Origin of the sequence: Rickettsia amblyommatis (assembly GCF_002078335.1) — a bacterium.
Taxonomy (GTDB): Bacteria; Pseudomonadota; Alphaproteobacteria; order Rickettsiales; family Rickettsiaceae; genus Rickettsia; species Rickettsia rickettsii.
The window spans coordinates 171,147-189,123 of record NZ_CP015012.1; the positions used below are offsets into that span (position 1 = coordinate 171,147).

Sequence of the window (17,977 nt, forward strand, 5' to 3'; positions counted from 1 at the left end):
TACTTAAAATTAATTATATCTTTTATTTTCTGTATATTCACCTTTATAAATCCACACTTTAACCCCTATAACTCCATAAGTAGTTATAGCCTCAGCTGTTGAATAATCAATATCAGCTCTTAAAGTATGTAACGGCATTCTTCCTTCTATATACCATTCGGTTCTAGCAATTTCAGCACCTCCAAGTCGTCCTGAACAACTAACCCTGATACCTTGTCCACCTTGTTTAAATGAAGCCTGAATTGCTGTTTTCATGGCTTTTCTAAAAGAAACTCTTTTTTCAAGCTGTAATGCTATAGTTTGAGCTACTATAGCAGCATCTATATTAAATTTTCTAACTTCGTGAATATTTATATAAACTTCTTTTAAAGAAGTCATTTTCTCGATAGCTTTTTTTAACTTATCAATTTCACTACCGTTTCTACCGATAATGATATTTGGTTTTTTGGCATTAATATTAATTATAATACTTTGATTAGAAGGGCGTTCAATTAAAACTCTGCTAATTTGAGCTTGATTAAAACCCTTATTTATTAAATCCCTAATTTTTAAATCTTGTATCAAAAGAGTTTTATAATGTTTTTCTGCATATAATACGGAATCCCAACCTTTAATTAAAGTCGGTCCAACTCTAAAACCATGTGCACAAACTTTCTGCCCCATTTTAATTATCCTCTTTTTCTGTAACAGTTATATAAAGATTACTAAAAAACTTATTTATTCTAGTTGCTCTTCCTTTTGCTCTTGGCATAACTCTTTTCATTACTAAAGCCTTACCTACAGTCGCTTTAGTAATAACCAATCTATCTATATCTAGACCTAAATTATTTTCAGCATTTGCAACAGCAGATTGTAAACAATCTTTTACAACTTTTGCAATTCTTTTAGGAGAAAAAGTTAATTGTACCAATGCTTCAGATACTTTCATATTTCTAATAAAAGTTGCAACTAAATTGAGCTTCCTTGAACTTACTCTAATAGATTTAGCTTGTGCCGTAGCAAAATTTTTATTTCCCTGTACCATATAAATCTTTACTTTCTTTTGACTTTTTTATCTGCTCCATGACCGTGAAATGTTCTAGTAGGAGCAAACTCACCGAATTTTCTTCCAACCATTTCTTCATTTACAGAAACCGGAATAAATTTATTTCCATTATGAACAGAAAAGGTAAACCCTACAAAAATAGGTAAAATCGTTGATCTTCTAGACCAAGTTTTAATCATTTCAGATTTACCTGAATCCATTAATTTTTGAACTTTCTTTATTAAATAACCGTCTACAAAAGGCCCTTTCCATATTGAACGTGCCATACTAATACCTAATTAATTTAAAATCTATTTTCTTTTCTTTACGATAAATTTTGAAGTACGTTTATTTTTACGTGTCTTCTTACCCTTTGTTGGGAATCCCCAAGGAGTAACAGGATGACGACCTCCTGAAGTTTTACCTTCACCACCGCCATGAGGGTGATCTACAGGATTCATTGCTACACCTCTAACATGCGGTCTCCAACCTAGCCATCTATTTCTACCTGCTTTGCCTAAATTAATATTTTTTTGATCCGGGTTCGATATACTACCTATAGTAGCTTTACAATCTAAAGGTACTAACCTAAATTCACCTGATCTTAATTTAATCTGAGCATATCCTGAATCTTTACCCACGAGATCTACTGAAGTACCTGCAGACCTTGCAATTTGACCGCCCTTACCGACTTTCATTTCAACATTATGTAAAGTAGTACCAATAGGAATGAATTTTAAAGGTAAACAATTTCCTATTTTTATATCAGCATCTTGACTTGATATTACTCTATCACCTACAGATAATTTTTGCGGTGCTAGAATATAAGAATATTCCCCATCTTCATATTTTATTAAAGCAATAAAAGCAGTTCTATTAGGGTCATACTCTATTCTTTCAACAATAGCAGAAATATCAATTTTATTTCTTTTAAAATCAATAATACGATATAATTTTTTGTGTCCTCCACCTCTGTGCCAAGAAGTAATTCTACCTTGATTATTTCGTCCACCGGTTTTAGATATACCTCTGGTCAAAGATTTTAAAGGTCTGCCTTTCCATAAACTAGTTTTATCAACTTGAACTAATTCTCTAAGAGAAGGAGTAATTGGATTAAAGTTTTTTAAAGCCATTTATTTAATTCCTCCAGCAAAATCGATATTATGGTCTTTTTCTAATGTAACAATAGCTTTCTTTCTATTGATTTGAGTCCCTATAATTCCTTTAAATCTTTTCTTCTTACCTTTAACGTTTAAAATATTCACTTTTTTTACTTTTACTTTAAATATTTCTTCTATAGCCTTTTTAACAGTAAGTTTTTCAGCAAATTTATCTACATAAAAAGCGTATTTATTTTGTTCCGAAAGGGTTGTAGTTTTTTCTGTAATAATAGGTTTTCTAATTAAATCGTAGTATTTATAAGAACTCATCTTAACCTCTCTTCTAAAACGCTCACTGCTGCTTGTGATAATAGGATATATTCATGTCGTATTATATCATAAACATTTGCTCCTATTTGTGGAACAATCACAGTATTATAAATATTTTTTGCAGCTAAAGAAAAATTAATATCTACTTCATTTCCGTCTATTACAAAGAAACTTTTCCCTTGAAATTTGTTTAATATATTTACAAGAGCAGCAGTTTTAGGCTTATCTAGCTTTAAAGAATCTATTACTAATAATTTTCCTTCAGCGAATTTCTCGGATAAAGCATGAATTAAACCAAGTTTTCGTACTTTTTTAGGTAATGTTGTTGCATGACTACGTACTCTAGGTCCATGAGCTACACCACCACCACGCATCTGTACCGATCTAAGGGAGCCTTGTCTTGCATTACCTGTACCTTTTTGCTTAAAAGGTTTTTTTGTGGTTCCTAATACTTCTGATACTGTTTTAGTTTTGTGGTTACCGGACATTGCCTTAGCTCTCTGCCAATCAATAACCTGCTTTATTATATCCTCTCTGATAAATTCAACAGCAAATATATCTTCATTTAAGCTAATCTCACCAACTTCTTCATTAGCAAGACTTAATATTTTAGTTTTCATCTTTATTTAACCTTATACAGTCTTATATAAAACTTTTATATAAATAATATTGCATGGTGTTTTGTTAATTTGATAATCTTTAACCTCAACAGACATGTCTAAATATCTATTATACAGTTATTGAAATCTTTTTTATTGCATCTTTTACTGAAAGATACGAATTTTTGTGACCGGGTATACTACCCTGAATCATAATAAGCTTACGCTCTTTATCAACAGCAAATATTTTCAAATTTTGAATAGTCACTTGGTGACATCCCATATGACCGGCCATTTTTTTGCCTTTGAAAACCTTTCCTGGATCTTGTCTTTGTCCTGTAGAACCATGCGAACGATGGGATATCGAAACACCGTGAGAAGCTTCAAGACCTCTAAAATTATGTCTTTTCATACTACCGGCAAATCCTTTACCTATAGTAGTTGCCGTTATATCCACAAATTGTCCTGCCGTAAAATGGTCTACTTCTAGACTTGCTGCTATATCAATAAAATTCTCTTCAGAAATTCTAAATTCTTTTAATTTAGTTTTAGGAGATATTTGAGCATTAGCAAAAACTTGTTTCATAGGTTTGGTTACTCTAGATATTTTTTTATCTTTTACACCTATAACCAAAGCATTATATCCATGTTTTTCTAGAGTTTTATGTCCTACTACTTGACAATCATCAACTTTTACTAATGTTAAAGAAATTCTTTCGCCTTTATCATTAAAAACACTAGTCATCCCAATTTTTTGAGCAATTATACCGGTTCTCATTTATTCCCCACTCTCTAATTCAATCACTACATCAACACCTGCTGCTAAATCAACTTTACTTAAAGCATCGACAACCGCCGGATTCGGATCACCTATAACTAATAATCTTTTATGCTTTCTAATTTCAAATTGCTCTCTTGACTTCTTATGTACATGAGGAGACCTATTTACAGTAAATCTTCCAATTTTTCTGGGTAAAGGAATAGGACCATTAATGTTAGCAAACGTTCTTTTAACAGCACTCACTATCTCTTTTGTAGCTTGATCAAGACTACGGTGATCAAATGATTTTAAACGAATTTTGATTTTATTTTTCATTCAGTAAACCTAATATTTAAACAGCAAGATGTTTTTTTAGACATCTTAAAATATAAATACCTATTACTTTTTAATAATAGGTATTTATAAAATTAATTAATTATTTATTTTAGTTACTACGCCGGCACCCACTGTTCTACCACCTTCACGTATAGAGAATTTCAACCCTTCCTGCATCGCAATTGGTTTAATTAATTCCACTGTAAAAGTAGCATTATCTCCAGGCATAACCATCTGCTTATCAGCAGGCAATTTTATTGTACCGGTAACGTCTGTTGTTCTAAAATAGAACTGTGGACGATAGTCATTAGTAAATGGGGTATGACGTCCCCCTTCTTCTTTATTAAGCACATATACTTCAGCTTCAAACTGATCATGCGGTTTTATGCTACCAGGTTTTGCGAGAACTTGTCCTCTTTCAACTTCTTCTCTTTTTGTACCGCGTAGTAATATACCGACATTATCTCCGGCTTGTCCTTCATCAAGTAATTTTCTGAACATTTCTACACCGGTACAGGTAGTTTTTTGCGTATCTTTTAGACCAACTATTTCAATTTCTTCACCTACCTTAATTATTCCTGACTCTACTCTACCAGTTACAACAGTACCTCTTCCTGAAATAGAGAATACATCTTCTATCGGCATTAAGAAAGGTTTATCCGTAGCTCTTACAGGCTGCGGTATATAGCTATCTACTGCATCCATTAGCTCATTAATAGCTTTTTCACCTTCAGGCTTTCCTTCTAAAGCTTGAAGTGCAGAACCTTTAATAATAGGTATTGCATCACCCGGGAAACCATATTTTGATAATAATTCTCTTACTTCCATCTCTACTAGCTCTAATAGATCAGGATCATCCACCATATCTACTTTATTTAAGAATACTACCATAGCAGGCACACCTACCTGTTTTGCTAGTAATATATGCTCTCTAGTTTGCGGCATAGGACCATCAGCAGCAGAAACTACTAATATTGCACCGTCCATCTGAGCAGCACCAGTTATCATGTTCTTTACATAGTCAGCGTGTCCTGGACAATCTACGTGTGCATAGTGTCTATTTTTAGTCTCATATTCTACGTGTGCAGTGGAAATAGTGATACCTCTTTCTTTTTCTTCAGGAGCGGCATCAATTTGATCATACGCTGTAGCTTGTGCTCCACCTGTCTTAGCAAGTACTATAGTTATTGCTGCCGTTAAGGAAGTTTTACCGTGATCTACGTGACCGATCGTACCTATATTAACATGCGGTTTAGTTCGTTCAAATTTTGCTTTTGCCATATTATTACTCTCTACAATTTTTTAGGTTTAATACAAGTTAATTTTTATAAGTGCATTTTTTTGCTAAATTTATTTGTTACCACTATCTCTGGAGCGGGTGATGGGAATCGAACCCACACAGCCAGCTTGGAAGGCTGGAACTCTACCATTGAGCTACACCCGCATTGTGGCACTATTAATAAAATAATTTCAAAGTTATTTTGTTAACAGTGCTATATCAATTTTATTCAGATTTATAAATATACACAATTATGTTTTATTTTTAAATAAAATTAAACATATATACATGAAATCTTTTAAAATAAAATGATATGCTTCCCTGAACCATTTAAGTGGTGGAGGGAGAAGGATTCGAACCTTCGAACGCTTACGCGGGCAGATTTACAGTCTGCTGCCATTGACCACTCGGCCACCCCTCCTAAAGAACTGTACTGTATTAAATAGACTAATTCACTGTAAAATACAATAATATAATTAGTATTAGGACTTAATAAAACTTCTTGCCGAATCATCAAATAAACAAATAGCAGCTTACACATTTATTTAGTTGTAACTTTCTATAATAAATAGTAGTTTCTGTCAAGAACAAATTACTGACGGTTTTCAATAAGATGCAAAATAAAAAACTTGATTCTAAACATTGTTATTATATGTATGGGAAACATCCTGTATTTGCTGCTCTCAATAATCCAAAACGTCAAATTGACAATATTTTATGCACTAAGGAAATCTTTGATACAAACAAAAAATTAATAGGTACTAGATCTTATGAAATTGTTAATAACGATATTTTATCTAAATTACTGAAAAACCAAACACATCAAGGAATAGCTGCAAAAATTAGACCAATTTTTTCTTACAATTTAGAGGACATAGATATAACAAATCCAAAATGTAAAATTGCGATTCTTGATCAAATAACAGACACACAAAATATTGGAGCAATTATTCGTAGTGCCGCTGCTTTTGATATAAATGCTATAATATTACCTCAAGATAATTCTCCGAATGAAAGCGGCGGCATTGCTAAAGCGGCTTGCGGTACTTTAGAATTAATACCTATAATTAAAGTTACTAACTTACGCTCATGTATGAATTATCTTAAAAAACACGGCTTTTGGATTATAGGTCTAACAGGTTCTGCAAATGACTACTTGACCGATAAATTAATTTCCGACAAAATAGTATTGGTATTTGGCTCAGAAGATAAAGGCATACGAAGATTAGTTGCAGAAACATGTGATTATTTAGCCAAAATCCCTATTTCTCAGAGAGTAGAAAGTCTTAATGTATCAAATGCCGCTTCTATAATTTTTCATTCATTACATAAATAATATTTTTAATAAATCAAATATTGTGTTTTATTTACTTCGCTATAAATATTTAGTCTACTAAAATTAAAGTCATAAACTTTTATTATATCAATTAATTTGAGAGAAAAGTCATGAAAAGGGGACCAAATGAACAAATTATCGAGAGTTTTGAAAAACAATTAGACATATTTATAAATGCACTTACAGAAAAAGAGATAACAACAGCTATATTAAACAATTTTTTTGATAAAGTGATCAATAACCTCAAGAATGAAAGATTAATTAATGATACTATATTTGATATATATCAAGGTAAAGCAGTAATTACTAAACCTATATATTCCGATTATATAGCATCTTCCGAACCTAAATATAACGCACATTGGCAAAAATTTTATAGTTTTAATCGTAATCTTATGATAGAAAGCACATTAATATTTATTGCTAAGAATCTAAAAAAAGCTTCTTTAACAGACAAATTATATTATAGCTTTGCTAAATTAGCCCAGCAATTAGACTTGAATGCAGTAAGTGATCATTTTATGAAAAAAATAGATAATTATATAATATTTAACAATTTATGAAAAATTACAGAACCGAAAGTGATTCTTTTGGAGAAATTCAAATAGAAGAAAAATTTTATTGGGGGGCTCAAACTCAAAGATCTTTAGAAAATTTTAAAATAGGCAAGCAAAAAATGCCTGAAATTTTAATTCGTGCTCTTGCTATTTTAAAAAAATGTGCAGCACAGGTTAATCATGAGTGTGGTGATTTAGAAGCTAAAATCGCTATAAGTATAGATAAAGCCACGGATAGAATCTTAGAAGGCGAATTTGAGGATAATTTTCCTTTAGTAGTTTGGCAAACAGGTTCAGGAACGCAAACAAACATGAATATGAACGAGGTTATTGCCTCTATTGCCAACGAAGAATTAACAGGCAAGAAAGGTGGCAAATCTCCGGTACATCCTAACGATCATGTTAATAAAGGACAATCATCCAACGACTCTTTTCCAACCGCTATGCATATAGCAACCGTACTTGCAACTAAACAGCAACTGATACCAGCTTTGAATAATATACTTACCTCTTTGCAGGATAAGTCAAAAGATTGGGACAAAATCATAAAAATAGGACGTACCCACTTACAGGATGCAACTCCTTTAACTCTTAAACAGGAATTCTCCGGATATATTACACAAATAGAGTATGCTTTAGAACGCATAGAAAATGCACTACAAAAAGTTTATCTACTTGCCCAAGGAGGAACGGCAGTCGGTACAGGTATTAACTCAAAAATAGGCTTTGATATAAAATTTGCCGAGAAAGTGGCAGAGTTTACTAAACAACCCTTTAAGACGGCTCCTAATAAATTTGAAAGTCTAGCTGCTCACGACGCACTAGTAGAATTTTCAGGAACTCTTAATACTATAGCAGTTAGCTTAATGAAAATAGCAAATGATATAAGACTGCTCGGTTCCGGTCCAAGATGCGGTCTTGGTGAGCTACATTTACCTGAAAATGAACCTGGTTCTTCTATTATGCCCGGTAAAGTAAACCCTACACAAGTCGAAGCTTTAACAATGGTGTGCAGTCAGGTGATAGGAAATCATGTTACGGTTACTATTGCCGGCTCAAACGGACATCTTGAACTTAACGTATTTAAACCCGTAATAATATACAATATCCTACAATCTATAGAGCTGTTATCCGATAGCGTAAATAGCCTTGTTACTCACTGTGTTAAAGGATTAGAACCCAATATAGCACGCATTAATGATTTACGTGATCAATCTCTAATGCTTGTTACAGCTCTTAATCCGCATATAGGCTATGATAATGCCGCAAAAATTGCTAAAGAAGCACATAAGCACGGGATCACTTTAAAAGAAGCAGCTAAAAAACTCAATCTTCTATCGGAAACAGAATTTGATAAAATAGTAGTATCTGAAAAAATGGTTTGTCAATCTTAGATTCTATATAAAGATATTAATTTAAACTATTAATATTACTGTACAAAATCTTATAAATAGGATAGTATTAAATTAGTCTATTTATTATATTACCTATGTGAAACAAAAACTCATTTTTCCGATCTAATACAGCGTGTACAAGACGGAGAGCAAATTACCATTTGTAAGCATAATACGTCGGTTGCAAAAATTATAACTCAAAAACCTAAAATGGGTAATATAGTAGAACAAATAAGAGAATTCAGAAAGGCACAAAATTAGCTTCTTATACTATTAAAGAGCTTAGAGATGAAGGTAGAAAATGGTGAATTCTAAACCGTTTATAGCCAATTGCTCCATAACTGTCTCATGGTTCTTTTATGATGAACGTGATAAATATTCAGATTTTACATTAGATTATTGTTATAAGTTTAGAGTGATAGTACCACCTCTTTGGAGCCTTGAAGTAACTAATGTAATATTAATAGCAGAAAAACGTGCTAGAATAAAATCAGTAGAGGTTATTAAAATTATAGATTTTTTAAACTCTCTCCCCCTTAATAATATATCAAATTTTAATTTTTCCATACATGAAATGATACAAACTGCAAGAACCAACAATCTTACTGCATATGATACAACTTATTTATTAACTGCAATGCATGAAGGACTTCCTATTATGGCCACTAACGATAAAGCATTAATTCAAGCTAATTCACTATAAAAGAAAATAATCCACATTTTTCATAAAAAGTTTATGGAAATTTCTAAATCTTTTATTATACTTAAACATTAATTATATAAAATAAAAGAGTATCATGGTTTTAAATATCAAAGCTCCTGAAAATATAGTATTAAAGCCGACCATTACAGTTTTCGGCGTTGGGGGTGCAGGTAGTAATGCAGTAAATAATATGATTAGTGCTAATCTGCAAGGTGCTAATTTTGTAGTCGCTAATACTGATGCACAATCGCTTGAACATTCCTTATGCACTAACAAAATACAACTCGGTGTTTCTACGACTAGAGGTCTTGGGGCAGGAGCTTCTCCTGAGGTTGGAGCACTTGCTGCTCAAGAATCAGAAAGCGAAATTCGTAGTTACCTAGAAAATAGCAATATGGTATTCATTACGGCAGGTATGGGCGGTGGTACAGGTACCGGTTCTGCACCGGTTATTGCACGCATTGCTAAAGAACTAGGCATCCTTACGGTTGGGGTAGTAACTAAACCTTTCCATTTTGAAGGCGGTCATCGTATGAAAACTGCCGATAAAGGGCTTATTGAATTACAGCAATTCGTTGATACTTTAATTGTAATACCGAACCAAAATCTATTCCGTATTGCTAATGAACAAACGACGTTTGCCGATGCTTTCAAAATGGCAGATGACGTATTACATGCAGGCGTTAGAGGAGTAACGGATTTAATGATTATGCCGGGACTTATTAATCTTGATTTTGCCGATATTAAAGCAGTAATGAGCGAAATGGGTAAAGCAATGATGGGTACAGGTGAAGCTAGTGGCGAAGAGAGAGCTATTAAAGCGGCAGAATCTGCAATTTCAAATCCGCTACTAGATCATAGCTCAATGTGCGGTGCAAGAGGTGTATTAATCAATATTACCGGCGGTTCCGACATGACCTTATTTGAAGTTGACAATGCTGCTAATAGAATTAGAGAAGAAGTAGATAACCTTGATGCTAATATTATTTTCGGTTCAACATTTAATCCGGAATTAAAAGGAATTATCAGAGTATCAGTTGTTGCTACCGGTATTGATGCCGATAAAGTACCGACATATAAACCCGCAATAGCTGAAACTACCAATATAGTTCCTGAGGAAACTTATAATAAAGCTATAGCACAACCTACACAAATAGAAGAAATTCCTGATTTTAACAGCTACAGTACCGAAAATATTGCAATTACCGACTCTCCAATAAATCAAAATTTTATCGGAAATGAAAAAGAGCTAGGGTTACATGCAAATACTTGCAACAAATCTGAAGATGACTCACCCAAACCATCATTTTTAGGAAAAATATGGGGTTCTCTGCGTGCTTCAAATAATCAAACTTTAGAACGCAAAAACGTTGTTGCTAGTACTCTAGATCAAGATAATAAAGAGTCTGATATTCATGACATACCGGCTTTTTTAAGACAGAAACAGGATTAGATTAGAAAATGAATATAATTTCAGAACAGCATAAAAAAGAATTATTAGAAATAACTAAAAATTTTCCTGCAGATACTGCATCACTAATAAATTATGTAGATAAAACATTTAAATGTCACATTCATGATTTATCTTTATCGGATCAAAAAGATTTAAAGTTTTTTATAGAAAAAAGCTTTGCAAATCAAATTGATGTTTGTAAAACTAAAGAACATGCTCAAAATTTTTTACAAGAGTTACAGGAGCTATGGGAAGATTTATTTGAAGAGGTATTGGAAGATAAGTCTGTATATATAGTTTAGACATTGACGGAGCCAACCATGCCGCATTAGATTTTACCGAATTAAATCAACATAATATGCTGAATACAAGATTTAGCGAAACCTCCCTTGATTTTCATTTAATAGAAACGCTACCTAACTTTTCGAGTGACAAACAAAAATATAAGGCTGAACTAATCTTTACAGAATTAAAACAAAATAATTTTGCAAAAATATATTTGGAAAAACAGCAATATAACTCTCAAAGTATTCTTATTTCAAATATACAAAATAATCACAATCATTACATATTATTTCCTAAGATTATAAACCTTGAAGAACAAGTTACCATAGATATATTAAATAATTTATTATTAGGTGCTTATAATAAATGTAATTTTTTTGAATCCAATAACGGATCAGAAATATATTTTAGATTACCTAATAATGAAAGGCTTGCCATGAAAGTTTTTAGTTTAAATAATCAGCCTATATTAAAAGAAAATAAATTTGAAAATTCTATATTATTTTTAAGTACAAAAATAAACGAAAATGGTGATGTTGACTATAGTGAAGGCTTTAGTGCTGATATAGCCGATGGTAAAATAAATTCTTTTTATATAACTCCTCTAGGCGAGATAATGGATTCTAATTAAAAAAATAATCATATGCCAAATAAAATTATACTATTTCTTATATCATGTTTTTTAAATACTGATTTATTAGCCGATACCGATAAGCGGTTAAAAGATATTGCCCCCTATCCTACGCCACTTGAAAATCAAAAGCGTTATGTACTTCATTTACCTACAGAGTCCAATGAAGAAAAGCTAAAAGTAGAATTGTAAGCAACAAAAATGCAATGCAAGATTGTAATCGTGTTTGGTTTGGTGGTAAGTTGGAAACAAAAACTTTAGAAGGATGGGGATATAATTATTATATAATCGATCAAGTGATCACCCTGCTAGTACAATGATGGCATGCCCAAACGAAAAAGCAACCATACAACCGGTTAGTGTATTTTTAGGCGATGAAACATTTTTAAAATATAATAGCAAACTACCCGTAGTATATGCTCCAAAAGATGTTGAACTACATTACGTTATTTGGCATCAAAATGATACAATCAATTCTGCAAAGGAAGCATAGGACTATACTATTCTTCAAAAACATTTAATATACTATATGACACTTATCATCGCGAGCAGTCGTAGACTGCGTGGCAATCCAGAAAAAATAATCAAAAATTCTGTAAATCAGAATTTTCGTCGAAACTTGCAGTTTCTTCTTGCAATGACGAAGACTAACCTATACAACAAGATCCGTAGTCGCGCGCAGTTAGCATACTAAATTACTCAAAATCTTCCTCTACAGCTTCAACTTCTTGCACTTCCGGTACAAAATGTTTAAGCATGGACTCAATGCCATTTTTTAAGGTGATGGTGGAACTAGGACATCCAAGGCATGCACCACGAAGTGCTAATTTAACTACACCGTTTTCAAAGCCTTTATATATTATGTCGCCGCCGTCTTGTGCAACAGATGGACGCACCCTAGTTTCAATAATCTCTACAATTTGCTTCTCTATTTCCGAAAGCCCATCAAGGTTATGATCTACATTATCTGCTTTGGTGTTTTTTTCAAATACAGGAAACCCTGAAACAAAATGATCCATAATAACCATTAAAATTTCAGGCTTTATAACTTGCCAATTACCTTCAGCTTGTTTAGTTACTGTTATAAAATCACTACCGAAAAACACTGATTTTACATTATTAATATGAAATAATGATTCTGCAAGTTTGCTTCTTCCTTTTACTTCAGCAAGTTCACTAAAAAATACCGGCTGATCACTACTTATCTCCTGCCCCGGGCAAAATGTTATTGCATCCGGATTTGGAGTATCTTCAGTTTGAATAAACATAATTAAAACACACTAATAAGTTTGTTAATTATTATAAATTGATAGCACTACTTTTACAATATATTTGTATTTAGGCATTTTTGCATGGCTCTCAAAAGCTGTATATGTCATTCCTGCGGCAGCAGGAATCCAGTACTACCTATCCACGTCATTGCGAGAAGGCATTTATGTCGATGAAGAGCAATCTCATGAAATTTAAGAGAGATTGCCACGTCGCTACGCTCCTCGCAAGGCATTGTTGCAGGGACCGGTAAAGCACTCGGTGTCATCCCGTGGCTTGAGACCACGGGATGACAGAGGTGCAATTGATCCACACAACAACTATAAATATTTTGCTAGATTCCCGCTTTTAGCTAGGAATAACATAAGGCGGTAAATATCTAATTAATATATAAGCCGGTATAAAACAAAATCCTGCTACAATAAAGAAATAAGTCCAGCCTAAATAAGTAGCTGCATAGCCTGAAATACTACCAAACAATATGGTACTAATATAAGCAATAGAAGTCATTAAAGCAATTTGGGTTATACAATATTTAGAACTACAGCATCTTAATTGGTAAGAAAAAAACGGCGACATAGTTAAACCCTTGGTAAATTCTTGAAAAAAGACCGCTATATACAAACTTGTAATATCTCGATTATAAAAATAGAGATATAAAAAAGGTAGGCTAGATAAAGCATGATATATTAATGCTCTTTTAAGCAAATAAGAATATTCATATTTTCGGCACAAAAACCCACCTATAAAACCTCCAAGGATTGCAGCACACATACCGAAAGCTTTATATCCAAGAGCTAAATCTTTCTTCGTATACCCAATATCGAGATAAAACATATTCGGCATAATTGACAGAAAATTATCTTGAAGACGATATAGAAGCATAAAACTAACAATTATTAGCCATTTAGGTTTCTTGACAAAATCATAAAAAGCATGCCAAAATCTATCAAAATCATTAATAATTATCTTATCTTTAAATTTAAGCGGATAGATTATAATTAATAGTAATGACGGTATACATAAAATTGCCATAACACGATAAACATCTTGCCAGAGTATGATAGTAGATAAATATAACGCTCCTGAACCTGCTATAAGTATACCTATTCTAAAGCCTGTAGTACAAGCTGCCTCACTTATGCCCCAATTTTTATTTGTAATCAGTAACATCTGTGATGATTGAAGTAACATATCATAAATGGAAAAACAAAATGCCACAGCTATTAAGCATAAAGCAAATGGTATAAAATGAGTGTTAGGGTTAAAAGTTGTTAGAACATATACACAAAAAATACAACTAACCAAAGCAATAATTAAACAATATTTATATCCCAGCTTACTTAAAGGAGCAAAACTTACTTTTTCAAGCAAAGGACCCCATAAAAATTTAAATATATGAATAAAATTCACTAAACTAAAAAGCCCGATAGTGATTTTATCAAAACCAGACTCTCGAAGCCAAAAAGAAAGAGTTGAACCAGTAAGTAAATAAATTAAACCTCCGGGAAAAGAAATTATTAATATAAAGAAAATATTAGATATATATTGAAATCGTGAAAAATTCAAACTTATGAGTTTATCCTCCTTTAAAATATATGGATGGTCATTCCTGCGCAGGCATTGCCCGCATGGATATCTAATCGTCATTCGAGCAGCCATAAGGTTGCGTGGCAATCTCATGAGATAATAATAAACTCTTGAGATTGCTTAGTCAATTACTTACGTAATTTCCTCGCAATGATATAAATGACGTAAATCTAAACTACGATACTTTCTTTCTTTTATTACCGTAGCTGTTACCGTCAAAGGTTCTTTTACGGCTACTATCAAAAGAATTAAACTTTTTACCGTCACCGCCGGCTCTTTTACCGCATGATCTTTTACGATTATTTTTATCACTTCTAAACTCACTACGTAGCGTAGATTCTCCTTGATTTACTAGACGATTGATTGCACGCCATCTAATAACATCATCAGGAGAAATAAAAGACAACGCATGTCCGGTAGCCCCTGCTCTACCCGTTCTACCTATCCTATGTAAATAATCTTCAGGACACATAGGTAAATCATAATTAATAACATGCTGTGTATGAGGAATATCAAGACCACGAGCCGCTACATCAGTTGCTACCATTATTCTATGGTTTGACTTACGAAATGATAAAATTACTCTTTCACGTTGACGCTGACTTAAATCACCGTGTATAGCTTCTGCTGTATGATTTTCATATTTCAACATTTTAGCTAATTGGTCGGCAGAACGTTTAGTCTTCACAAAAATAATGACCGATCCTTCCCTATTACCAAGTTGTTTAGTTAATTCACTAAATTTTTCTTGATCAGAAACATGCATTGATTCCTGTTTTATTTCTGCAGCTGCTTTATTAGTCGCACCTACCGTAATACGTACTGGATTGTTTAGATATTTTTGAGAAACAGCAATAATATGTTTTGGCATAGTAGCGGAAAACATTAAAACTTGTCTTTTTTCCGGTAAAAATTTATTGATTTCTTCTAATTGTTCTTTCATCCCCATATCAAGCATTCTATCCATTTCGTCAAGTACGGTTATGCCTATACGATCAATTTTTAGACTTCCCCTATTTAAGTGATCGATAATACGCCCCGGCGTACCGATAATCACTTTTGGATTCTTTTTTAATTGCATAAATTGTTTAGGCATCGGTTCACCGCCTATCAAAACTGCACTATTAATTTTATAGGATGTAGTTACTTTATTTAAAGTACTGTATATTTGCGTTGCTAATTCTCTAGTCGGAACAAGAATTAAAGCAGTAGTTTTATTTTTAATAAATGAATCAACTAACGGCAATAAATAAGCAAGAGTTTTGCCTGAACCTGTTTGGCTAGAAGCGAGTATGTCCGATCCCGCCATTGCAACCGGAATCGAGTGCTTTTGTATTTCAGTCGGCTCAGTTATATTCATTGTCTCGAGAGCAATAATTAATTCTTCAGATAAATTAAAATTTTTCATTATATAATCCAATATAGTTTTAAATCAAAATATGCACATTATTGATTAGACCTCTTAACATCACTCATTGCTTAAAGATATATGAGACATCGACGCTGCCCTCTCATCCTTACATACTTAACTATGTACGCTGCGTAGAGTAGCAGTTCTTATTCCCTTTATAAGATAAGTTATGCAAGAGGTCTATTGTAAAAAAATAAGTTATAGTAAATTAAAATAACGACTTATATAATTATCCTGAATCAAAAAATATGCTTAAGCTAGATTACAAAACACCAACTAAATATATAAAACGATAATGAATAATGAAACTATTTTAGAATCTTATTCAAGCCAGAATAATATCATGAGATTTAGGGCATTTTCATGCCCTGTAGTAAAAATAATTTATTATACTTAAAATTATATAGGTTATTATAAGACAAAATATTTACTATTTTGATAAAGATAACTAGGCTACCCTAAATTATAAACAATTTTGGATAGCTGTTTTTGGTATTATAAATATATTTATTTAATTCTGAGGTTAACAGCATAGGCTTTTCCTTGCTTTGCTTCAAGATCAAAAATTACATCTTGTCCTTCTTCAAGGCTATGTAAACCTGCTGCGTCTACGGCTGATTTGTGTACAAACACATCTTTGCCGCCATTTTCCTGTTCAATAAATCCAAAATTCTTCGTAGAATTATACCACTTAACTTTACCTACTATATTTGTAGCCATAAAAACCTTTATTAGATAGAAATTACTTATTTGAACTTAACACACGCTTATAAAACTAAAACTTAAATTTTACTTTAAGCCTTACTTAAATATAAGAGCCGATAAACATTCATTATGCAAAACTACCTTACCTTGCGGCATTTGTCAATAAACATGTCAATAACATGCAAGAGAAAGTATTACTTCCTGAAGCTAATCTATCATATTATTACTATTTTGTCACTATTTAAGTTAATTATCTAATCAATTAATGAGTAAACTAACTATTTTAAAGGTGTTAATAACTTTTTCATATCAGACTAATATATTAACGATAAAAGTACTTGCTTTTTTGTATTTTTTTTATTAGTCTGTCCACTTAGCAAATGCAACCTTAATATCCACAGCTGCCCGCGTGATGGAATGGTAGACATAACGGACTTAAAATCCGTGGAGCGTAAGCTCTTGCCGGTTCAAGTCCGGCCGCGGGTACCATTCGCCATTTTTAGGCAAATTCACCAATGTATCAAACGGCAAACGCAGCATAAAATCAAGCTTTTCAGGTTTCAATATTAAGTTCCCAAATATTAAATTTACTAAACGTCTTTTTTCGCTCACGCTGGAACTTTTAAATATCTTATAGGCACTTGAGGCTGTTGATATCAAGGAAACCTGTAGCGATAACCGAAATTAATGCGTAGCTGGGACCCTAATGTATTAATTTGCATCGCAACTAGATATTATGAGCGAAACTGATTTAGAGATTGCCGCAAAAAACTAACCACCAAGCCAATGCTATTTAATATGTTTGCTTTAGCTGAACATTTGCATAAGACAATTGTCGAAATCAAGCAAATTACAATAGACGAATAGCATCACTGCCTCGCTTATTTTAGGCTAAAGAAATCTAGCAAACAGAATAGATTGAAAAGGCAATAAGTAAAAGCTTTTCAGCGTTTTTTACTTAATAATACATACGCTTTAATAAATGTTGTTTATTATATTGTGCTTCAGAATTTGTAGGATCAAGTGCAATTGCTTTATTATAAGACTCAAGAACTAAATTGTATTTACCTAGTAAATAGAAAAAGCCGTATTTTTGAGTAAGATAGATTTATTAAATATATAATTATTGACTTACTTCCCCCCCCCTATAAATTACTTCTCTCACATGATAATTAAACTCTATCATTAATATATAAGCTAATTTTAAAGAGTTAC

General features: G+C 32.5%; 21 protein-coding genes, 3 tRNA genes and 2 pseudogenes. 10 read left to right on the forward strand and 16 right to left on the reverse strand.

Features of this window, described 5'->3' with window-relative positions:
- Positions 1–9: 9 nt before the first annotated feature.
- From rpsC to A3305_RS00920, 11 genes are all read right to left on the reverse strand, one after another.
- Positions 10–663, reverse strand: coding sequence for a 30S ribosomal protein S3 (gene rpsC, locus A3305_RS00870; RefSeq protein ID WP_014392631.1), 654 nt, complete (start codon positions 661–663; stop codon positions 10–12).
- Position 664: 1 nt separating this feature from the next.
- Complete coding sequence (gene rplV / locus A3305_RS00875; protein WP_014392632.1) at positions 665–1,024, reverse strand: 50S ribosomal protein L22; 360 nt, start codon at positions 1,022–1,024, stop codon at positions 665–667.
- 8 nt (positions 1,025–1,032) lie between these two features.
- Positions 1,033–1,311 (reverse strand): 30S ribosomal protein S19, encoded by a 279-nt coding sequence (gene rpsS / locus A3305_RS00880; RefSeq protein ID WP_014392633.1) that lies wholly within the window; start codon positions 1,309–1,311, stop codon positions 1,033–1,035.
- A 24-nt stretch (positions 1,312–1,335) separates the two neighbouring features.
- A complete protein-coding gene (gene rplB / locus A3305_RS00885) occupies positions 1,336–2,157 on the reverse strand; it encodes a 50S ribosomal protein L2 (RefSeq protein WP_014392634.1) in 822 nt (273 codons plus the stop codon).
- Positions 2,158–2,454 carry a 50S ribosomal protein L23 gene (gene rplW, locus A3305_RS00890; RefSeq protein WP_011270632.1) on the reverse strand — a complete coding sequence of 99 codons (297 nt, stop codon included), beginning with the start codon at positions 2,452–2,454 and terminating at the stop codon, positions 2,158–2,160.
- Positions 2,451–3,074 carry a 50S ribosomal protein L4 gene (rplD, locus tag A3305_RS00895; protein ID WP_014392635.1) on the reverse strand — a complete coding sequence of 208 codons (624 nt, stop codon included), beginning with the start codon at positions 3,072–3,074 and terminating at the stop codon, positions 2,451–2,453. Before rplD ends, rplW begins: the two co-directional genes overlap by 4 nt.
- A 109-nt stretch (positions 3,075–3,183) precedes the next feature.
- Complete coding sequence (gene rplC, locus A3305_RS00900) at positions 3,184–3,831, reverse strand: 50S ribosomal protein L3 (RefSeq protein WP_014392636.1); 648 nt, start codon at positions 3,829–3,831, stop codon at positions 3,184–3,186.
- Positions 3,832–4,149: a 30S ribosomal protein S10 gene (rpsJ, locus tag A3305_RS00905; RefSeq protein WP_012153050.1), complete on the reverse strand. Its 318-nt coding sequence runs from the start codon at positions 4,147–4,149 to the stop codon at positions 3,832–3,834.
- A gap of 96 nt (positions 4,150–4,245) precedes the next feature.
- Positions 4,246–5,430 carry an elongation factor Tu gene (gene tuf, locus A3305_RS00910; RefSeq protein WP_014392637.1) on the reverse strand — a complete coding sequence of 395 codons (1,185 nt, stop codon included), beginning with the start codon at positions 5,428–5,430 and terminating at the stop codon, positions 4,246–4,248.
- 89 nt (positions 5,431–5,519) lie between these two features.
- A tRNA-Gly gene (locus tag A3305_RS00915) sits at positions 5,520–5,593 on the reverse strand.
- Between the two features lie 170 nt (positions 5,594–5,763).
- Positions 5,764–5,849: transfer RNA gene (locus A3305_RS00920), tRNA-Tyr, on the reverse strand.
- Between the two features lie 192 nt (positions 5,850–6,041).
- On the opposite strand from A3305_RS00920, the gene rlmB reads away from it, so the two are divergent.
- The 9 genes and pseudogenes from rlmB (at position 6,042) to eco (ending at position 12,280) form a co-directional block, all read left to right on the forward strand.
- Entirely contained in the window at positions 6,042–6,764 is a 723-nt protein-coding gene (gene rlmB, locus A3305_RS00925; RefSeq protein WP_014392638.1) for a 23S rRNA (guanosine(2251)-2'-O)-methyltransferase RlmB, read from the forward strand.
- A 110-nt stretch (positions 6,765–6,874) separates the two neighbouring features.
- A complete protein-coding gene (locus A3305_RS00930) occupies positions 6,875–7,327 on the forward strand; it encodes a hypothetical protein (protein ID WP_014392639.1) in 453 nt (150 codons plus the stop codon).
- A complete protein-coding gene (gene fumC / locus A3305_RS00935) occupies positions 7,324–8,715 on the forward strand; it encodes a class II fumarate hydratase (protein ID WP_014392640.1) in 1,392 nt (463 codons plus the stop codon). Before A3305_RS00930 ends, fumC begins: the two co-directional genes overlap by 4 nt.
- Before the next feature lie 66 nt (positions 8,716–8,781).
- Positions 8,782–9,023, forward strand: a pseudogene (locus A3305_RS00940) (type II toxin-antitoxin system Phd/YefM family antitoxin).
- Positions 9,017–9,418 (forward strand): type II toxin-antitoxin system VapC family toxin, encoded by a 402-nt coding sequence (locus A3305_RS00945; protein ID WP_014392641.1) that lies wholly within the window; start codon positions 9,017–9,019, stop codon positions 9,416–9,418. The pseudogene A3305_RS00940 and the gene A3305_RS00945 overlap by 7 nt, the downstream one beginning before the upstream one ends.
- A 94-nt stretch (positions 9,419–9,512) precedes the next feature.
- Positions 9,513–10,871 carry a cell division protein FtsZ gene (gene ftsZ, locus A3305_RS00950; protein WP_014392642.1) on the forward strand — a complete coding sequence of 453 codons (1,359 nt, stop codon included), beginning with the start codon at positions 9,513–9,515 and terminating at the stop codon, positions 10,869–10,871.
- Between the two features lie 8 nt (positions 10,872–10,879).
- Positions 10,880–11,173, forward strand: a complete 294-nt coding sequence (locus A3305_RS00955; protein ID WP_014392643.1) for a hypothetical protein — start codon at positions 10,880–10,882, stop codon at positions 11,171–11,173.
- A 56-nt stretch (positions 11,174–11,229) separates the two neighbouring features.
- Positions 11,230–11,787, forward strand: coding sequence for a hypothetical protein (locus tag A3305_RS00960; protein ID WP_014392644.1), 558 nt, complete (start codon positions 11,230–11,232; stop codon positions 11,785–11,787).
- A 12-nt stretch (positions 11,788–11,799) separates the two neighbouring features.
- Positions 11,800–12,280 (forward strand): annotated as a pseudogene (eco, locus tag A3305_RS08695) (serine protease inhibitor ecotin).
- A 202-nt stretch (positions 12,281–12,482) separates the two neighbouring features.
- Here eco and A3305_RS00975 read toward each other — a convergent pair.
- The 4 genes from A3305_RS00975 to A3305_RS00995 all read right to left on the reverse strand — a co-directional run bounded on the left by A3305_RS00975 (position 12,483) and on the right by A3305_RS00995 (position 16,777).
- Positions 12,483–13,055: a NifU family protein gene (locus tag A3305_RS00975; RefSeq protein ID WP_014392645.1), complete on the reverse strand. Its 573-nt coding sequence runs from the start codon at positions 13,053–13,055 to the stop codon at positions 12,483–12,485.
- A gap of 349 nt (positions 13,056–13,404) precedes the next feature.
- Positions 13,405–14,706 carry an MFS transporter gene (locus A3305_RS00985; RefSeq protein WP_045799466.1) on the reverse strand — a complete coding sequence of 434 codons (1,302 nt, stop codon included), beginning with the start codon at positions 14,704–14,706 and terminating at the stop codon, positions 13,405–13,407.
- Between the two features lie 115 nt (positions 14,707–14,821).
- Positions 14,822–16,054 carry a DEAD/DEAH box helicase gene (locus tag A3305_RS00990; protein WP_014392647.1) on the reverse strand — a complete coding sequence of 411 codons (1,233 nt, stop codon included), beginning with the start codon at positions 16,052–16,054 and terminating at the stop codon, positions 14,822–14,824.
- A 510-nt stretch (positions 16,055–16,564) separates the two neighbouring features.
- Positions 16,565–16,777 (reverse strand): cold-shock protein, encoded by a 213-nt coding sequence (locus A3305_RS00995; RefSeq protein ID WP_014392648.1) that lies wholly within the window; start codon positions 16,775–16,777, stop codon positions 16,565–16,567.
- A 388-nt stretch (positions 16,778–17,165) separates the two neighbouring features.
- Between A3305_RS00995 and A3305_RS01005 the strand changes: the two genes are divergently transcribed.
- Positions 17,166–17,251, forward strand: a tRNA-Leu gene (locus tag A3305_RS01005).
- Positions 17,252–17,720: 469 nt separating this feature from the next.
- Here A3305_RS01005 and A3305_RS01015 read toward each other — a convergent pair.
- Positions 17,721–17,870 (reverse strand): tetratricopeptide repeat protein, encoded by a 150-nt coding sequence (locus A3305_RS01015; RefSeq protein WP_081120959.1) that lies wholly within the window; start codon positions 17,868–17,870, stop codon positions 17,721–17,723.
- Positions 17,871–17,977 lie beyond the last annotated feature (107 nt).

Excerpts from the sequence above, each read along its gene's own strand:
- A3305_RS00930 (WP_014392639.1), top strand. The coding sequence starts at position 6,875 with ATGAAAAGGGGACCAAATGAACAAATTATCGAGAGTTTTGAAAAACAA.
- A3305_RS00960 (WP_014392644.1), top strand. The coding sequence starts at position 11,230 with ATGCTGAATACAAGATTTAGCGAAACCTCCCTTGATTTTCATTTAATA.
- rplW (WP_011270632.1), bottom strand. The coding sequence starts at position 2,454 with ATGAGTTCTTATAAATACTACGATTTAATTAGAAAACCTATTATTACA.
- rlmB (WP_014392638.1), top strand. The coding sequence starts at position 6,042 with ATGCAAAATAAAAAACTTGATTCTAAACATTGTTATTATATGTATGGG.
- ftsZ (WP_014392642.1), top strand. The coding sequence starts at position 9,513 with ATGGTTTTAAATATCAAAGCTCCTGAAAATATAGTATTAAAGCCGACC.
- A3305_RS00995 (WP_014392648.1), bottom strand. The coding sequence starts at position 16,777 with ATGGCTACAAATATAGTAGGTAAAGTTAAGTGGTATAATTCTACGAAG.
- A3305_RS00990 (WP_014392647.1), bottom strand. The coding sequence starts at position 16,054 with ATGAAAAATTTTAATTTATCTGAAGAATTAATTATTGCTCTCGAGACA.
- rpsJ (WP_012153050.1), bottom strand. The coding sequence starts at position 4,149 with ATGAAAAATAAAATCAAAATTCGTTTAAAATCATTTGATCACCGTAGT.
- rplV (WP_014392632.1), bottom strand. The coding sequence starts at position 1,024 with ATGGTACAGGGAAATAAAAATTTTGCTACGGCACAAGCTAAATCTATT.
- rplD (WP_014392635.1), bottom strand. The coding sequence starts at position 3,074 with ATGAAAACTAAAATATTAAGTCTTGCTAATGAAGAAGTTGGTGAGATT.
- rplB (WP_014392634.1), bottom strand. The coding sequence starts at position 2,157 with ATGGCTTTAAAAAACTTTAATCCAATTACTCCTTCTCTTAGAGAATTA.
- tuf (WP_014392637.1), bottom strand. The coding sequence starts at position 5,430 with ATGGCAAAAGCAAAATTTGAACGAACTAAACCGCATGTTAATATAGGT.
- A3305_RS00985 (WP_045799466.1), bottom strand. The coding sequence starts at position 14,706 with ATGACGATTAGATATCCATGCGGGCAATGCCTGCGCAGGAATGACCAT.
- A3305_RS00955 (WP_014392643.1), top strand. The coding sequence starts at position 10,880 with ATGAATATAATTTCAGAACAGCATAAAAAAGAATTATTAGAAATAACT.
- rplC (WP_014392636.1), bottom strand. The coding sequence starts at position 3,831 with ATGAGAACCGGTATAATTGCTCAAAAAATTGGGATGACTAGTGTTTTT.
- A3305_RS00945 (WP_014392641.1), top strand. The coding sequence starts at position 9,017 with ATGGTGAATTCTAAACCGTTTATAGCCAATTGCTCCATAACTGTCTCA.
- A3305_RS00975 (WP_014392645.1), bottom strand. The coding sequence starts at position 13,055 with ATGTTTATTCAAACTGAAGATACTCCAAATCCGGATGCAATAACATTT.
- rpsC (WP_014392631.1), bottom strand. The coding sequence starts at position 663 with ATGGGGCAGAAAGTTTGTGCACATGGTTTTAGAGTTGGACCGACTTTA.
- rpsS (WP_014392633.1), bottom strand. The coding sequence starts at position 1,311 with ATGGCACGTTCAATATGGAAAGGGCCTTTTGTAGACGGTTATTTAATA.
- fumC (WP_014392640.1), top strand. The coding sequence starts at position 7,324 with ATGAAAAATTACAGAACCGAAAGTGATTCTTTTGGAGAAATTCAAATA.